The following is a 13,951-nucleotide window of genomic DNA, read 5'->3' as shown; positions in this document are numbered from 1 at the left end:
TATTGCAAAATTGCGCGCAAGAATATTATCTTGCGCGTAAGGGCGCACCGATTCTGCAGTGCGGCAATGATATGGAGGCTCATGTTGGCTTTGGACACGCAAACCGCACCCGCGCTTTATGATGCGCCGAAGAAGGACCTTTACGAGCTGGGCGAGATGCCTCCACTCGGCCATGTCCCGGCAAAGATGTACGCGTGGGCGATCCGGCGCGAACGCCATGGCGCGCCGGAAGAGGCCATGCTGCAGGAGGTTGTCGACACCTGGAAGATCGACAGCCATGAGGTGCTGGTTCTGGTGATGGCGGCGGGCGTCAACTACAACGGCGTCTGGGCGGGTCTGGGCCAGCCGATTTCCCCGTTTGATGGCCATAAGGCCGCCTATCACATCGCGGGCTCGGATGCCTCGGGGATCGTCTGGGCGGTGGGCGACAAGGTGAAGCGCTGGAAGGTGGGCGACGAGGTCGTCATTCACTGCAACCAGGACGACGGCGATGATGAGGAGTGCAACGGCGGCGACCCGATGTTCTCGCCGACCCAGCGGATCTGGGGGTATGAGACGCCGGACGGGTCCTTCGCGCAGTTCACCCGCGCGCAGTCGCAGCAACTGATGCCACGCCCGAAGCATCTGACCTGGGAGGAAAGTGCCTGCTATACGCTGACGCTCGCCACTGCCTACCGGATGCTTTTCGGCCATGCCCCGCATGACCTGAAGCCGGGCCAGAATGTGCTGGTATGGGGGGCGTCGGGGGGCCTTGGGTCTTACGCGATCCAGCTGATCAACACGGCGGGGGCGAATGCGATCGGGGTGATTTCGGACGAGTCCAAGCGCGAGTTCGTGATGGGGCTGGGTGCCAAGGGCGTGATCAACCGGGGCGAGTTCAAGTGCTGGGGGCAGTTGCCGAAGGTGGGCAGCCCGGAATACGCTGTGTGGTTTGCCGAAGCGCGCAAATTCGGGAAGGCGATCTGGGACATCACCGGCAAGGGCGTGAATGTCGACATGGTCTTCGAACACCCGGGCGAGGCGACGTTCCCGGTGTCTTCGCTTGTGTGCAAGAAGGGCGGGATGGTGGTGATCTGTGCGGGGACCACCGGCTTCAACTGCACCTTTGACGTGCGGTACATGTGGATGCACCAGAAACGTCTGCAGGGCAGCCATTTCGCCCATCTGAAGCAGGCAGCGGCGGCGAACAAGCTGATGGTCGAACGGCGGCTTGACCCCTGCATGTCCGAGGTCTTCCCGTGGGCGGACATACCGAAGGCGCATACGCTGATGTGGAAGAACCAGCACAAGCCTGGGAACATGGCGGTGCTGGTCCAGGCACCAAGGACCGGGCTACGGACGTTCGAAGATACGCTTGAGGCGAGCCTTGGTCGGTAATTCGAAGGCTCTGATCAGGAATTAACCCTCGGTATGGAAATCTGTGCTTTCGTGCCGGGATCGACGCGCGCGTCGGTCCCGGCTCTCCCGTGACCTTCGCGGGTTTTGTGCCAGCAGGTTTTCGGCCCGAGGAGTTCATGCACCACGACTGGATCTTCGACGTTCTGTCGGATCTTCATGACTACGCCACCCGGAACGACCTGCCAGGACTTGCAGAGAAGGCCGAAGAGGCAATGCTGGAGGCCCGGCGCGAGATCGCCGAGGCCGGAAGCGTCTCGGTGCCCTTGACCTTCGGGGCCGGACGGCAAACGCATTAGGGCGGTCTTACGCTTTCGGTCGGCGCGGTCTATGGTCCGCCCATGCTGGCCCCCGCGCTGACCTTTTCCGAAGACCAGGCGGAAGCCTATGACCGGCTGACCGCTGCCTTCATCGGCGCGGGCATCGACCCGGTCGAGGGCACTTTGTCACCGATGGCCGAGGGGCGGACCAGCGTTCTGGCGGTGGTGGGCAAGGCCGGGTCGGGCAAGACCATGCTTCTGGCCGAGCTTTACCGGGGCTTGAAAGCCGCGGGGGTAGAGGTCGTCTCGGGCGATTACGAGGGGAGAAGGCGTAAGGACCGCCGGACGCTGGCGATCCTGGCGCCGACGAACAAGGCGGCTTCGGTGTTGCGGCTGCGGGGGGTGCCCGCGACGACGATCCACCGGATCCTTTACACGCCGGTCTATGACCCGGAATACGAGAAGATCGCCGAGTGGCTGGCGGGGACGGGGACGAGGCCTACGGTCGAGGGGTTGACCGAAGTGGCGCTGGACCGGGCCTATGCGTTCTACCAGCAGGTGGCTTCAATCCCCGGCGCGCTGGCGGCGGCGGGGTTGAAGGGCAGCGATTTCATCAAGGGCTGGAAGCGGCGGGAAGAGCCGCTGGATGTGGGCTTTGTCGATGAATCGTCGATGCTGGATGAGCGGCAGTTCGAGGACCTGCGTGAGATTTTCCCGACGCTGGTGCTGTTCGGTGACCCGGCGCAGCTGGCGCCCGTGGGGCAGTCCGGGGAGATGGTGTTTGACCGGTTGAGCGAGGGGCGGAAGCTGGTGCTGTCGCGCATCCACCGGCAGGCGGAGGACAATCCGATCCTCGACCTGGCCCATGCGTTGGGGGATGACCGGCTGGGGTTCGAGGAGTTCGAGGCGCTGGTTCAGGCCAAGGCGCGGGACGATGACCGGGTGGTCTGGGCCGAGCGGGTTGAGGCGGGGCTGATGGCGCGGTCTCCAGTGCTGGTCTGGCGGAACGCGACGCGGGTGCGGCTGATCCAGGCCTTTCGCAACGCCTACGGGGCGCCGGAGGATGCGCTTCTGCCGGGGGAGCCCCTGATCTGCGACGGGATCGAGTTGCCGCTGAAGCACCGGAAGAAGCGGATCGACCTTGAGGCGCGAGGGCTGATCAAGGGCGCGCAGGTGATCTATCTGGGGGAAGGGAACCGCGAGGGTTTTGCGCGGCTGCATGTGGTGGGGGCGGAGGACCCGCAGGTCTCGGCCGCGTCGATCATCAAGATCGAGAAGCCGGATGAGGAGGAGCCGTTCATCCCGCATGCGGCGCGGATGGGGGCGGCGTTCCTGCATGGCGCGGCGGTGACGATCCACAAGGCGCAAGGCTCGCAGTGGGAGGAGGTGCAGGTCTTCGCGCCCGACCTTTATGCGGCGGCGCAGTCGGGGAGGTCGGAGGCTGGGGCGCCCTTGTGGAAGCGGCTCGCCTATGTCGCGATCACCCGGGCGCAGCATCGGCTGTACTGGGTGGTCAGGAACCGGCTGGCGCGGCCTTCCGGCCCGCTGTCGGTGGACGACTTGCGGGTCCCGGCGCCGCCGCTGGCTTTGGGCGAGGGCCGCTGAGCCTTCCCCTTTTGCGGCGGGCGGAGTAGGTTCGGAGGGAAATCGGAGGGTCCTCATGGCTTTGGTCTTCGTCCAGTTCCGTTGCACGCCCGGCATGACCTATGAGGTCGCCAATGCGATCTGGGACCGCGAGGTGGTGAGCGAGCTTTACTCGACCAGCGGGGACTATGACCTGATTGCGAAGGTCTACATCCCGGATGGGGAAGACGTGGGGCATTACCTGTCGTCGAAGCTTTTCGACATCCCGGGCATTCAGCGGACGCTGACAACGATGACGTTCAAGGCGTTCTGAAGGGCCCAACCCCGGGGGCGCTTCGCCCCCCGGACCCCCCGAGGATACTTGGACAAAGATGAAAGGCTGATCGGTGGCGGTCTAAAGCCAGGCGTTGCGACCGGTGCCGACGGCCATTGCGACATTTGCAAATCCGTCGCGGGCGAGAAGCGCGTCGAGGCCCCTGGCGATCCGCGGCACCAGCGAGATGCCCTGGTAGACCATCGCTGTGTAAAGCTGCACGGCGGAAGCTCCGGCCCGGATCTTCTGGTAGGCTTCTTCGGCCGAGCTGATCCCGCCGACCCCGATCAATGGCAGCATCCCATGGGTCATCCTGGAAAGCTCGGCCAGGACGCGTGTAGACTTTTCGAACAACGGGGCTCCGGAGAGGCCACCGATCTCATTGCGGCTTGCAGATTTCAAACCTCCGCGGTCGAGCGTCGTGTTGGTCGCGATGATCCCGGATATCCTTGCGGCCAGCGCCACCTCGACGACGCTTTCAAGGCCGACCAGATCGAGATCGGGCGCGATTTTCAGGAAGATCGGGATCGGACGCTGAAGGCCCTCGCGGGCCTCCATGACCCGGCGCAGCAAGGCGGACAGCGCTGCAGCGCCTTGCAGGTCGCGCAGCCGTTCGGTGTTGGGCGAGCTTACGTTCACTGTCGCGAAATCGACATAAGGGCCGCACCGGGCAAGCACCTTGGCGAAATCGGCGGCGCGGTTTTCCGAGGTCTTGTTGGCGCCGAGGTTCAGGCCCACGGGGACAGGGCCGTGCCGCCGGTTCGCAAGGCGGGCCGCGATCCGCTCCATCCCCTGGTTGTTGAAGCCGAAGCGGTTGATCGCCGCGCGGTCGAGGGGCAAGCGAAAGAGGCGGGGCTTGTCACTTCCGGGCTGGGGCACCGGGGTGGCGGCACCGACCTCGATAAAGCCGAAGCCGGCGCGGGAAAGGGGTTTCATCGCCTGCGCGTTCTTGTCGTAGCCCGCGGCCAGCCCGACGGGGTTCAGAAGCGGCATGCCGGCAAGCGTCGTGGCCAGGCGGGGAAGGCTGACGGGGCCGGGCAGGGGTGCAAGACCAAGGCGCAGTGCCAGAAGCGACAGGCCGTGCGCGCGCTCGGGATCGAGGCGGTGCAGAAGGGCGAGGCCGAGCCGTTCGAGGCCGCTCACCACAACCCCTCGGGGAAGATATGGCCGCTTGCCCCGAGCGGCAGGGATTTGTCCCAGACCACGTCTTCCAGCCGCAGGGGCCGGTAGAGATGCGGAAAGAGCTGGCCGCCGCGCGAGGGTTCCCACTTGAGATGCGGGCCAAGCTGATCGGCGTCGAAGGCGACAAGGACAAGGTCGCTTTCGGTTGCGAACCACTTCGCGGCGGTCTCGGCGACCTGGGCGGCGGTGGAAAAATGGATGAAGCCGTCGGCAAGATCGACCGGCGCGCCGCGCGTTTCGCCGGCAGCGCGGAACGCATCCCATTCGGGGCGGCGGAAAATCTTGAGGATCAACATGGCGCCGTGCATGCCCTAAGGCCAGGCGTGGGTCAAGAACAGCGCTTCGGGGACTATGCTACGCTAAACTCCAAGCGACTCGCGGTAGGCTTTCTCGACCGCCTTCTCGAGGCCCTTCTTGATGACGAAGGACTTTACAGCGTCCTTGGCAATCGCCCCGGCAATGGCCCCGGCCACCTTGCCCACGCCCATTGAGAAGTAGGCTTTGTAGATTCCTTCAGCAAGAAGGCCTGCGGCGAACTGGACGGTCAGCTGGCCGCGCAGCTGATAGATCGAGGCATCGCGCATCATGATGTCGCGGTCGGCATAGGCGTGGTTCGCCACCTCGGCGACGGCCCTGCCCTTCATGTTGCCGAACGAGAAGACCTTCTCGCCCAGGCTGACCTTGCCGTCCTGGTCGGCATCCTTGTCTTCGAAGAACGCCGTGACGATGGCAAGCTTGCCATCAACGAACCCCACAGCGCCGATCGGTTTCTTGGTCCAGCTGTTCTTGACGATCATCCATTCAATGGCCATCGCGGAAAACTCCTAAACATCGGTTGGCAACGGGGGCCGCAGGCAAAGGCAGCGCACCTGACGGAAGGCTACTGATGGAGGCCGGGCCGCGCAATTCCCAGTTGTGGACAAATGCCCCAGCGTCGCCAATCAGGCGGATGTTTGCTTGGTGATGTGTTGGGGTTGGTCAGGCGGCAACGGTTTGCCGGTTGTCACCTGCCGGTCATTGGCATCGTTGATGCTCCTTTGACAGTTGCGGTGACTGAGGCGCAGAGTTCGCGCATTCGCGCAACAATCTTGGGGAGAGTCGCAATGCCTGGAATTTCAAGACTGGCTGTTCTGGCGGCGCTGCTGGCAGCACCTGCCGGGGCCGAGACGGTGAAGCTGACCCTGCTGGGTGTCGGCGATGTTTACAACTTCGAGGAAGAGGACGGCCGGGGCGGTTTTGCCCGGTTGAATGCGGTCGCAAGGGCCGAGCGCGCGGCGAATCCGAACACGCTTTATGTCTTCAATGGCGACATGCTGTCACCCTCGCTCGCGTCGGGCTTCGACAAGGGGCAGAACACGATCGACTTCACCAACCTGGTGCCGTTCGATCTGGCAGTGCCGGGAAACCATGAGTTCGACTTCGGGCCGGAGAACTTCTTCGAGAAGATGAAGGCATCGAAGTACCCCTGGGCCGCGATCAACATCACCAACGCCGACGGCAGCCCGATCGAGGGACTGGGCGGGGTGATGATGAAAGAGATGGCCGGGCTGAAGATCGCGCTGATCCCGGTGGCGCAGGATACCTCGCCGGAAGTGTCCTCGACCGGGAGCCTGAAGTTCCTGCCGACGGTCGAGATGGGGATTGCGGCGGCCGAGAAGGCGATCGAGGACGGCGCCGATCTGGTGGTGGGTGTGGTGCAGACCAACATGGCGAACGACCGCGAGCTGATTGCAAGCCATGCCTTTGACGTGATCCTGTCGGGCGACGATCATTCCTATGCGACGGCCTATGACGGGGTGACGGCCTATGTCGAGACGTCGGTCGACGGGCAGCTGCTGACGCCCATTGACCTCACGGTCGAGATCACGATGACGGAGGACGGCAAGCGTGAGATCAGCTGGACCCCGGCGTTCCGCTTCATCGATACGGCCACGGTGACGCCCGACCCGGAGTCGGTTGCGATGGCTGACGCGCTGCGGGCGACGCTGGATGCGAACCTGAACGTCGAGATCGGGACGCTGGAGTCGCCGATGGACAGCCGCCGGAACGTGGTGCGGACTGAAGAGTCGGCGATGGGCAACCTGATCGCCGACGCGATGCGGGACATGACGGGCGCGGATATCGCGATCATGAACGGCGGAGGCATCCGCGGCGATACGACCTATGACGCCGGGAAGAAGCTGACGCGGCGGGATATCCTGACCGAGCTTCCGTTCGGCAACACAACCGTGGTGACCGAACTGCCCGGGTCGCAGATCCTGCTGGCGCTGGAAAACGGGGTAAGCCGGGTCGAGGACGGGGCGGGGCGCTTCCCGCAGGTGTCGGGGCTGAGCTTCGCCTTCGACGCCTCTGCCGCGGCCGGTAGCCGGGTGAGCGAAGTCATGGTCGGCGGTGCGGCGTTGGAGGCGGACAAGCTTTACAAGGTGGCCGTCAACGACTTCATCCTGGGCGGGGGCGACGGTTATGACGCGCTTGGCGGCGGGCGGATCATCACGGATGGGCCGACGGGGCAGCTCGTGGCCAACGATGTGATGGCCTATGTCGAAAAGCTTGGGACGGTGAACGTGGCGGTCGAGGGCCGGATCAAGAAGCTTGGGCAGTAGGGGCCGACAGATAGGGATGAGGGGCGGCTTGAGCTTGTGGAGGCGAGGTGTTATCTGAGCGCCAGCGCGGGCGTTGTGTAATGGTAAGACCTTAGCCTTCCAAGCTAAAGACGCGGGTTCGATTCCCGCCGCCCGCTCCATCCCCCTGATTGGCTGAAGATGTGTGACCCACGGTGGGTCATTCGGTTTAATGACATAAAAACAATGGTTTCTGATGTCGGTGAGGACTCTTTAACCAATCGGGTGCCCCCCACCCCGGCCCTCCCCCACAGAGGGCGGAGGGAGGCGCGTGGTCACGGCGTTGGTCTGAATTCCGAGACGGAAGCCTGCCAGGTTGGCGTAGGATGACCAGACACAGCCGGGGCACGCCATGCCAGACCACGATGATCACGGGCCCGAGGGGCTTGCCGCCGATCTGCCGCATCTGGTGAGGCGGCGGGTGCTGGTGAGCGGCCTCGCGTTGGGTGCGGGGGCGCTGTCCTTGTGGGTTACGCGTGGCGGGGCGGCGACGGTGACCGGCACGGGGCCGGATGGGGCGGTCTGCGTGGTGCCGCCGGAGGAAACGGCGGGGCCTTTCCCGGCGGATGGCACCAATGTGCGTGCGGGGCAGACGGTCAACATCCTGACCGAGGCGGGCGTGATCCGCGAGGACATCCGCGGCTCTATCGGGGGCCTGACCCCGGTGGCAGATGGTGTGCCCGTGGCGCTTGAGATCACGCTTGTGGACGTGCGCCGAGCCTGCGCGCCGCTTGGGGGCCTTGCGGTCTATGCCTGGCAATGCGACGCCGAGGGGGTCTATTCGATCTATGGGGCCGAGGACCGCAACTACCTGCGCGGTGTGGGAATAAGCGACGATAGGGGCCGGGTACGATTCACCACCGTCTTCCCGGCGTGCTATCCGGGTCGCTGGCCGCACATCCACTTCGAGGTCTTCTCCAGCGCGGAGATGGCGGTCTCGGGGAAGGCCGCGCTTTTGACCTCGCAGTTCGCGTTCCCCGAGGCCGAGTGCCGGGCGGTCTATGCCGCGAACCCGCTTTATGCCGGGAGTGTACGGACCATCGAGCGTGTGAGCCTGGGCCGCGACACCGTCTTCCGCGACAGTTCGGATATCGAACTGGCAGCGCAGACGCTGGTGCTGACCGGGGACGCGGTTGGCGGGTATGTGGCGACAGGCCGGGTGGGCGTGGTGGTCTGAGGCGATCGGCTGGCCCCGAACGGTTGTGGGCTTAGAAGAACCAGTCGAGGAGCGGCCAGCCGGTCAAGCCGAAGGCTGCGATGGTGGCTAGGTAGGCGCCAGCGGCAAGGGCTCCGCGCCGCTTGCTCATCGGGCGCTGGAATGGGGCGACGTCGCCGCCGAACATCAGGTTTTGCGCCCCCATCAGGGCGAAGAAGGTAAGGCCCATGGATTGGCTCATGACCGCCAGCGCAATGGCGGCGGCTGACATGACGATGGTGACCTGCCGCGCGCCACCGGGCCAGAAGGTGTGGCAGAGGATCGACAGGCAGCGTCCGCCGTCAAGCGGCCAGAACGGCAGGAGGTTGAAGAAGTTCAGCGCTCCGGTGACGATGGCGAAGGTCCAGAGGAAATCGGCCAACTGGGAGTCGTAGGCCCAGTCCAGCTCTAAAAGGGCCATGGCCAGCACCATTGGCGCGATGCAGATGCCCGGGCCCATGAGGGTGATGAAGAAATCCTTTTCGTGGCTGGCCGGAACCTGGTCTGAAATGGCCACCCCGCCGATCAGCGGGATCAGCCGGAACCGCGCGTCGGAGTGGCCGCAGACCCGGTAGGCCGCGACGTGGCCGAACTCGTGCACCATGACCGAGAGGATCAGGGCAACGCCGTACATCGGATCGAAGAAGTAGACCGCCGCTGCGACCGCCGCGACGCCCATCAGGAGAGCGGTGGTGTCGAACCCCGCAACCGTGAGCGCCCGGCCGTTGCCAACCAGGCCGCCGCGCAGGGCGTAAAGCGTGGTCAGCAGAAATATGGTGGCGACGAAAAGGGGAAGCATGGGCGGGGGTCCGGTCAGAGTGTGCCGGGCAGCTATATCTCAAGTGCTTCGCCGCGGAAGGGCGAATTTTGGGTATTGTCGGGGCAACCGCGCTCGAACCGGAATTTGAGAGCCTTCCAAGGCTGTCTCAGACGTTTGCCTAGAAGACCGCGTCGGGACCGGATGACCAGGTCACAAATTCTCGGCCTGCGGCATGCCGAGGACGTGGTAGCCGCCGTCGACGTGGATGATCTCGCCTGTCGTACAAAGCCCGTAGTCGGAGCAGAGCCAGACTGCGGTGCCGCCGATCGCCTCGAGCGTCGCGTTGGCGCGGAGGGGGGTGTTCGCCTCGGTATGGCGGTAGGTGGCGCGGGCCCCGCCGATGGCGGCCCCGGCGAGCGTCTTCATGGGGCCGGGCGAGATGGCGTTCACCCGGATGCCCTGCGGCCCGAGGTCGTTGGCAAGGTAGCGGGTGGCGGATTCGAGGGCGGCCTTGGCGACGCCCATGACGTTGTAGTTCGGCACCACCTTGTTCGAGCCCTGGAAGGTCAGCGTGATGAGCGACCCGCCGTTCGGCATCAGGCCTTCGGCACGGCGGGCCACGTCGATGAAGCTGAAGCACGAGATGTTCAGCGAGTTCAGGAAGTTGCCCTTGGTGGTGTTGATGAAGCGGCCGGTAAGCTCGGTCTTGTCGGAAAAGGCGATGGCATGGATCACGAAGTCGAGGCTGCCCCAGCGGCGGCCGAGCTCGGCGAAGCAGGCGTCGAGGCTGTCTTCGTTGGTCACGTCGACATCGATCAGGATGTCGGAGCCGAGGCTTGCGGCGAGGGGCTCCACCCGCTTGCCGAAGGCTTCGCCCTGGTAGGAGAAAGCGAGGCTTGCGCCCTCAGCCGCCAGTGCCGAGGCGATGCCCCAGGCGATGGAGCGTTCGTTCGCCACGCCCATGACAAGCCCGCGCTTGCCTTTCATCAGTTCGGCCATGTTGGGTTCCTATGCCAGGTATTTCGACATGACGAGCGTGGCGTTGGTCCCGCCGAAGCCGAAGGAGTTCGACAGGACCGAGTCTAGCTGCACGTTCTCGCGGAGCTTGGTGACGATCTCGCCATCATCAAGCGCCGGGTCGGGGGTGATGACGTTGGCCGAGGCGGCGATGAAGCTGCCGTTCATCATCAGAAGTGAATAGATCGCCTCCCACACGCCCGCGCCGCCGAGGCAGTGGCCGGTGAGCGACTTGGTCGAGGCGATGGGGGGTGTCGAGCCCCGGCCGAAGACGCGGCGGATGGCTTCGACCTCGGTGATGTCGCCCACGGCGGTACTGGTGCCGTGGCTGTTGATGTAGTCGATCTTGCGGTCTTTCGGCAGGGTGGCAAGGGCGAGGCGCATCGCCCGCTCGCCGCCTTCGCCGCTGGGGGCGACCATGTCGTAGCCGTCGGAGGTGGCGCCGTAGCCGGTGACTTCGGCGTAGATCTTGGCGCCGCGGGCTTTGGCGTGTTCCAGTTCTTCCAGCACGACGATGCCGCCGCCGCCCGCGATGACAAAGCCGTCACGGTTGGCGTCGTATGTGCGGGATGCGGTCTCGGGGGCGTCGTTGTATTTCGAGGACATCGCGCCCATCGCGTCGAAGAGGCAGGAGAGGGTCCAGTCAAGCTCCTCGCCTCCGCCGGCGAAGACGATGTCCTGCTTGCCCATCTGGATAAGCTCGGTGCCGTTGCCGATGCAGTGGGCGGAGGTGGAGCAGGCGGAGGTGATGGAGTAGTTGACGCCCCTGATCTTGAAGGGCGTGGCGAGGCAGGCCGAGACGGTCGAGGACATGCCCTTGGTGACCGAGAAGGGGCCGATCCGCTTGGGGCTGCCGGTCTCGCGGACGATGTTGTGGGCGCGGAAGAACGACTTGGTCGAAGGCCCGCCGGAGCCCACGATGATACCGGTGCGGTCGTTCGAGATATCGGTTTCGGTCAGCCCCGAGTCCTCGATCGCCTGGCGCATCGACAGGAAGGAGTAAGACGCCCCGTCGCCCATGAACCGGAGGTCGCGTTTGTCGATATGGTCTTCCAGCACGATGTTCGGCGCGCCATGGACGCGGCAGCGGAAGCCATGTTCGGCATAGTCGGGGGCGAAGACGATCCCGGATTTCCCGGCGCGCAAGCTGGCTTCGACCTCGGCCGCGGAGTTGCCGATTGACGAGATGATCCCGATCCCGGTGATGACGACACGGCGCATGGGGGCCTCCCTGGAACTGGCTTTGGTCTGTGTAGGGCAGAGGCGGGGAGGGGGCAAGCCGTTAGGGGTGGAGGGCGACGGGGTTTGCAGATGCGCGCTGCCCGTGATCGCGGAAATGGTCGATGAAAAGGCGCAGGAGGCCCAGGTTTTGCAGGGCCTTGGGAAAGTAGAGAAAAAAGCCGGGCCGGGAGGGCGTGAAGTTGGCAAGCACTTGTGTGAGGGCGCCGTTTTCGAGCTCGTCGGCAACGCCGCGCTGAAGGGACCAGGCGATGCCGAAACCGCGGCAGGCAGCGTCTATGGTGCCGCGCAAGTCGTTTAGGATCAGGCTACCTCTGACCGCGATCGTCGTCTCTCCTTCAGGTGTGATGAAGCGCCAGTCCGCGATCTGGCCCGAACTGATCTGCCGATGGCGGATGCAGTTGTGCTGCAGGAGGTCTTCGGGCTTGGCGGGGATGCCCCACCGATCGAGGTAGGCGGGGCTCGCGACATAGGCGGCCATTTCGGTCTGTGACAGGCGCAGCGCGATCATGTCGTCCTGCAGATGGTCGCCAAGGCGGATACCAGCGTGAAAACCACGGGCGACGATGTCGGTCAGGCCTTCCTCCAAGTGAAGGTCGAGTGTGACGTCTGGATGCGCCGACTGGAACTCGGCGAGCCGAGGTGCGATCAGGATTTGCCAGGCGCGGTAAGGGAGCGTGATGCGCAGGACGCCCGAGCGTGCCTGACGCGCATCCCGGGCCTGGTCCAATGCCTGATCAAGGCTTTCCAGAAGGTGACAGCTTCGGTCGTAAAGCGCGCGGCCCGCTTCCGTCAGGGTCACGGAACGGGTGCTGCGCAGGAAAAGCGCGGTCCCGATGCGGGCTTCGAACGCCTTCAGCTGTGACGAGATGGCAGGCGGATTGACCCCAAGTTGACGGGCGGCAGCACGGAGTGAGCCCTGTTCGGCGATGGCCACGAAGGTCTGAAGGGCGTGCAGGTCGGAGCGTTCCATTGATTGATCAGATCAAATAATAGGTGTCGATTAAGCCGACTATACTTCATTTTCTGATGGCGGAACACTGGCGAAAATGGAGCTCGTGGCATGTCGCCGACTTTGGACCCCCAGTTGCGGAACGGCGTGGCGACGATCCTGGTCACGGTCTTTGCGATGGCGCTGGCCGATGCAGTCGTGAAACTGTCAAGTGCCGCGATGCCGCTTTGGCAGCTGTGGCTTCTGCGGTCGGCTCTGGTCGTTCCGGTTCTGCTGGCCATGGCACGAACCGCGCTTCTGCCGCAGCGACTTGGCTGGATCATTCTGCGGAGTGTCCTGCTTGCGCTGATGTATCTCGGCATCTACGCGGCCATCCCGGTCCTTGATCTCTCGGTCATCGCGGCGGCGCTTTACACTGGCCCGTTGTTCATCGTCGCGTTTTCCGCGCTGATCCTGCGGGAGCCGATTGGATTTGCTCATTGGATGGCCATTCTTGGCGGGTTCGCGGGAGTTCTGCTGATTGTCCGCCCGCTTGCGGCGGAGTTCACTCTGACGACCCTTTGGCCGCTGGCAGCAGCTGTCTGCTACGCTCTGGCTGCGGTGCTTACCCGAGCAAAGTGTCAGGCGGTTTCCGCAACGGCCATGGCGCTATGGCTGAACCTGGCCCTTCTTGTGATTGGTGCTGCGTCGGGCATTCTGATTGCCGCCGTGGCGGGGCCCGGCGAGGATTTCGGCAATCCGTTCCTGCTCGGCCTGTGGCAGCCGATGACCGCAATGCTCTGGGGCGTCGTCGTCATGCTGTCCGTTCTGATGGTGGGCATCGGGATCGGGCTTGCCCGCGCCTACCAATCCCCCCGCCCCGAGGTCATTGCGACCTTCGACTACGCCTACCTGCCTTTTGCGGCCTTCTGGGGCTACGTCTTCTTCGGCGAAGTTCCGGACATCTGGACGGCTGCGGGAATGACCGCGATCCTGGGTGCGGGCCTTGCGGTCCTTGCTTTGCCGGGGAGAGGCGGGAGCGATGCAGGCGGGTGACTCCGTGGGCCCTTTCGCGGGCACGGGAAACCAGACTGTGCGCCGCAGGATTTCCGTGTTAGCTTCTTCGGATTGATCGACGTCTTTTTCAGCACTGATAAGAGGAGCCTTGTTCATGGCCTCATCCGTTCCGAACGGCATGTTCACCACAACTGAAATCCGCAAGCACCGGGACACGCTGGAACAGTTCACCGATGCGGCGGCGGATTTTCTGGACTGGGTTTATGACGACCACCTCAAGTTCTTCGCGAAATGGGGGGTGTCGAAGTACTACGGCAACCGCAAGCCCGAGCATAAGACCCGCGAAAAGCGAATGGCGCAGTTGCGCAAGTTCGGGAAGCCGGAGTTTCTGGTGGACCAGCAGGTGTCGACCGCATGCATCCTTCTGGCGATGCAGG

The 13,951-nt window shown here is 64.3% G+C and carries 15 protein-coding genes and 1 tRNA gene; 9 read left to right on the top strand and 7 right to left on the bottom strand.

The features are described 5' to 3' along the window. Positions 1-84 precede the first annotated feature (84 nt). The 4 genes from ccrA to ACRCSW_RS18140 all read left to right on the top strand — a co-directional run bounded on the left by ccrA (position 85) and on the right by ACRCSW_RS18140 (position 3,552). Positions 85-1,377, top strand: a complete 1,293-nt coding sequence (gene ccrA, locus ACRCSW_RS18155) for a crotonyl-CoA carboxylase/reductase (protein WP_438707072.1) — start codon at positions 85-87, stop codon at positions 1,375-1,377. A 137-nt stretch (positions 1,378-1,514) separates the two neighbouring features. Next, the gene (locus tag ACRCSW_RS18150) at positions 1,515-1,694 is read left to right on the top strand and encodes a hypothetical protein (RefSeq protein ID WP_438707053.1); all 180 of its coding nucleotides are present in this window, start codon (positions 1,515-1,517) and stop codon (positions 1,692-1,694) included. A gap of 42 nt (positions 1,695-1,736) precedes the next feature. After that, positions 1,737-3,260: an ATP-dependent DNA helicase gene (locus ACRCSW_RS18145; RefSeq protein WP_438707052.1), complete on the top strand. Its 1,524-nt coding sequence runs from the start codon at positions 1,737-1,739 to the stop codon at positions 3,258-3,260. A 55-nt stretch (positions 3,261-3,315) separates the two neighbouring features. After that, the gene (locus ACRCSW_RS18140; RefSeq protein WP_438707051.1) at positions 3,316-3,552 is read left to right on the top strand and encodes an Lrp/AsnC ligand binding domain-containing protein; all 237 of its coding nucleotides are present in this window, start codon (positions 3,316-3,318) and stop codon (positions 3,550-3,552) included. An 81-nt stretch (positions 3,553-3,633) separates the two neighbouring features. Here ACRCSW_RS18140 and ACRCSW_RS18135 read toward each other — a convergent pair whose 3' ends face one another. The 3 genes from ACRCSW_RS18135 to ACRCSW_RS18125 form a co-directional block, all read right to left on the bottom strand. Then, positions 3,634-4,695, bottom strand: coding sequence for a quinone-dependent dihydroorotate dehydrogenase (locus ACRCSW_RS18135; protein WP_438707050.1), 1,062 nt, complete (start codon positions 4,693-4,695; stop codon positions 3,634-3,636). Further along, a complete protein-coding gene (locus tag ACRCSW_RS18130) occupies positions 4,692-5,030 on the bottom strand; it encodes a DUF952 domain-containing protein (RefSeq protein WP_438707049.1) in 339 nt (112 codons plus the stop codon). Before ACRCSW_RS18130 ends, ACRCSW_RS18135 begins: the two co-directional genes overlap by 4 nt. Before the next feature lie 63 nt (positions 5,031-5,093). Next, positions 5,094-5,546 carry a hypothetical protein gene (locus tag ACRCSW_RS18125; protein WP_438707048.1) on the bottom strand — a complete coding sequence of 151 codons (453 nt, stop codon included), beginning with the start codon at positions 5,544-5,546 and terminating at the stop codon, positions 5,094-5,096. 291 nt (positions 5,547-5,837) lie between these two features. On the opposite strand from ACRCSW_RS18125, the gene ACRCSW_RS18120 reads away from it, so the two are divergent. The 3 genes from ACRCSW_RS18120 to ACRCSW_RS18110 all read left to right on the top strand — a co-directional run bounded on the left by ACRCSW_RS18120 (position 5,838) and on the right by ACRCSW_RS18110 (position 8,532). Then, a complete protein-coding gene (locus ACRCSW_RS18120) occupies positions 5,838-7,337 on the top strand; it encodes a bifunctional metallophosphatase/5'-nucleotidase (RefSeq protein WP_438707047.1) in 1,500 nt (499 codons plus the stop codon). A gap of 66 nt (positions 7,338-7,403) precedes the next feature. Next, a tRNA-Gly gene (locus ACRCSW_RS18115) sits at positions 7,404-7,477 on the top strand. Positions 7,478-7,707: 230 nt separating this feature from the next. Next, a complete protein-coding gene (locus tag ACRCSW_RS18110; RefSeq protein ID WP_438707046.1) occupies positions 7,708-8,532 on the top strand; it encodes a hypothetical protein in 825 nt (274 codons plus the stop codon). Positions 8,533-8,563: 31 nt separating this feature from the next. Here the strand turns inward: ACRCSW_RS18110 and ACRCSW_RS18105 are convergent, their stop codons facing one another. The 4 genes from ACRCSW_RS18105 to ACRCSW_RS18090 form a co-directional block, all read right to left on the bottom strand. Continuing rightward, positions 8,564-9,349: a metalloprotease gene (locus tag ACRCSW_RS18105; RefSeq protein WP_438707045.1), complete on the bottom strand. Its 786-nt coding sequence runs from the start codon at positions 9,347-9,349 to the stop codon at positions 8,564-8,566. 171 nt (positions 9,350-9,520) lie between these two features. After that, the gene (locus ACRCSW_RS18100) at positions 9,521-10,309 is read right to left on the bottom strand and encodes an enoyl-ACP reductase FabI (RefSeq protein WP_438707044.1); all 789 of its coding nucleotides are present in this window, start codon (positions 10,307-10,309) and stop codon (positions 9,521-9,523) included. A 9-nt stretch (positions 10,310-10,318) separates the two neighbouring features. Continuing rightward, positions 10,319-11,548 carry a beta-ketoacyl-ACP synthase I gene (gene fabB / locus ACRCSW_RS18095; RefSeq protein WP_438707043.1) on the bottom strand — a complete coding sequence of 410 codons (1,230 nt, stop codon included), beginning with the start codon at positions 11,546-11,548 and terminating at the stop codon, positions 10,319-10,321. Positions 11,549-11,609: 61 nt separating this feature from the next. Continuing rightward, positions 11,610-12,539 (bottom strand): LysR family transcriptional regulator, encoded by a 930-nt coding sequence (locus ACRCSW_RS18090; protein ID WP_438707042.1) that lies wholly within the window; start codon positions 12,537-12,539, stop codon positions 11,610-11,612. 90 nt (positions 12,540-12,629) lie between these two features. On the opposite strand from ACRCSW_RS18090, the gene ACRCSW_RS18085 reads away from it, so the two are divergent. Both ACRCSW_RS18085 and ACRCSW_RS18080 read left to right on the top strand, forming a co-directional pair. Beyond that, positions 12,630-13,553, top strand: coding sequence for a DMT family transporter (locus ACRCSW_RS18085; protein WP_438707041.1), 924 nt, complete (start codon positions 12,630-12,632; stop codon positions 13,551-13,553). Between the two features lie 115 nt (positions 13,554-13,668). Then, positions 13,669-13,951 (top strand): hypothetical protein (locus ACRCSW_RS18080; RefSeq protein ID WP_438707040.1); only part of this gene is annotated, 283 nt, incomplete at its 3' end.

This window comes from Tabrizicola sp. (assembly GCF_051645465.1).
In the GTDB taxonomy this organism is placed as follows: domain Bacteria; phylum Pseudomonadota; class Alphaproteobacteria; order Rhodobacterales; family Rhodobacteraceae; genus Tabrizicola.
Note: the sequence above shows the minus strand (reverse complement) of the source record. Positions and strands in the feature narration are given on the sequence as shown.

Excerpts from the sequence above, each read along its gene's own strand:
- ACRCSW_RS18085 (WP_438707041.1), top strand. The coding sequence starts at position 12,630 with ATGTCGCCGACTTTGGACCCCCAGTTGCGGAACGGCGTGGCGACGATC.
- ACRCSW_RS18150 (WP_438707053.1), top strand. The coding sequence starts at position 1,515 with ATGCACCACGACTGGATCTTCGACGTTCTGTCGGATCTTCATGACTAC.
- ACRCSW_RS18090 (WP_438707042.1), bottom strand. The coding sequence starts at position 12,539 with ATGGAACGCTCCGACCTGCACGCCCTTCAGACCTTCGTGGCCATCGCC.
- ACRCSW_RS18100 (WP_438707044.1), bottom strand. The coding sequence starts at position 10,309 with ATGGCCGAACTGATGAAAGGCAAGCGCGGGCTTGTCATGGGCGTGGCG.
- ACRCSW_RS18105 (WP_438707045.1), bottom strand. The coding sequence starts at position 9,349 with ATGCTTCCCCTTTTCGTCGCCACCATATTTCTGCTGACCACGCTTTAC.
- ACRCSW_RS18145 (WP_438707052.1), top strand. The coding sequence starts at position 1,737 with ATGCTGGCCCCCGCGCTGACCTTTTCCGAAGACCAGGCGGAAGCCTAT.
- fabB (WP_438707043.1), bottom strand. The coding sequence starts at position 11,548 with ATGCGCCGTGTCGTCATCACCGGGATCGGGATCATCTCGTCAATCGGC.
- ACRCSW_RS18130 (WP_438707049.1), bottom strand. The coding sequence starts at position 5,030 with ATGTTGATCCTCAAGATTTTCCGCCGCCCCGAATGGGATGCGTTCCGC.
- ACRCSW_RS18125 (WP_438707048.1), bottom strand. The coding sequence starts at position 5,546 with ATGGCCATTGAATGGATGATCGTCAAGAACAGCTGGACCAAGAAACCG.
- ACRCSW_RS18140 (WP_438707051.1), top strand. The coding sequence starts at position 3,316 with ATGGCTTTGGTCTTCGTCCAGTTCCGTTGCACGCCCGGCATGACCTAT.
- ACRCSW_RS18110 (WP_438707046.1), top strand. The coding sequence starts at position 7,708 with ATGCCAGACCACGATGATCACGGGCCCGAGGGGCTTGCCGCCGATCTG.
- ACRCSW_RS18120 (WP_438707047.1), top strand. The coding sequence starts at position 5,838 with ATGCCTGGAATTTCAAGACTGGCTGTTCTGGCGGCGCTGCTGGCAGCA.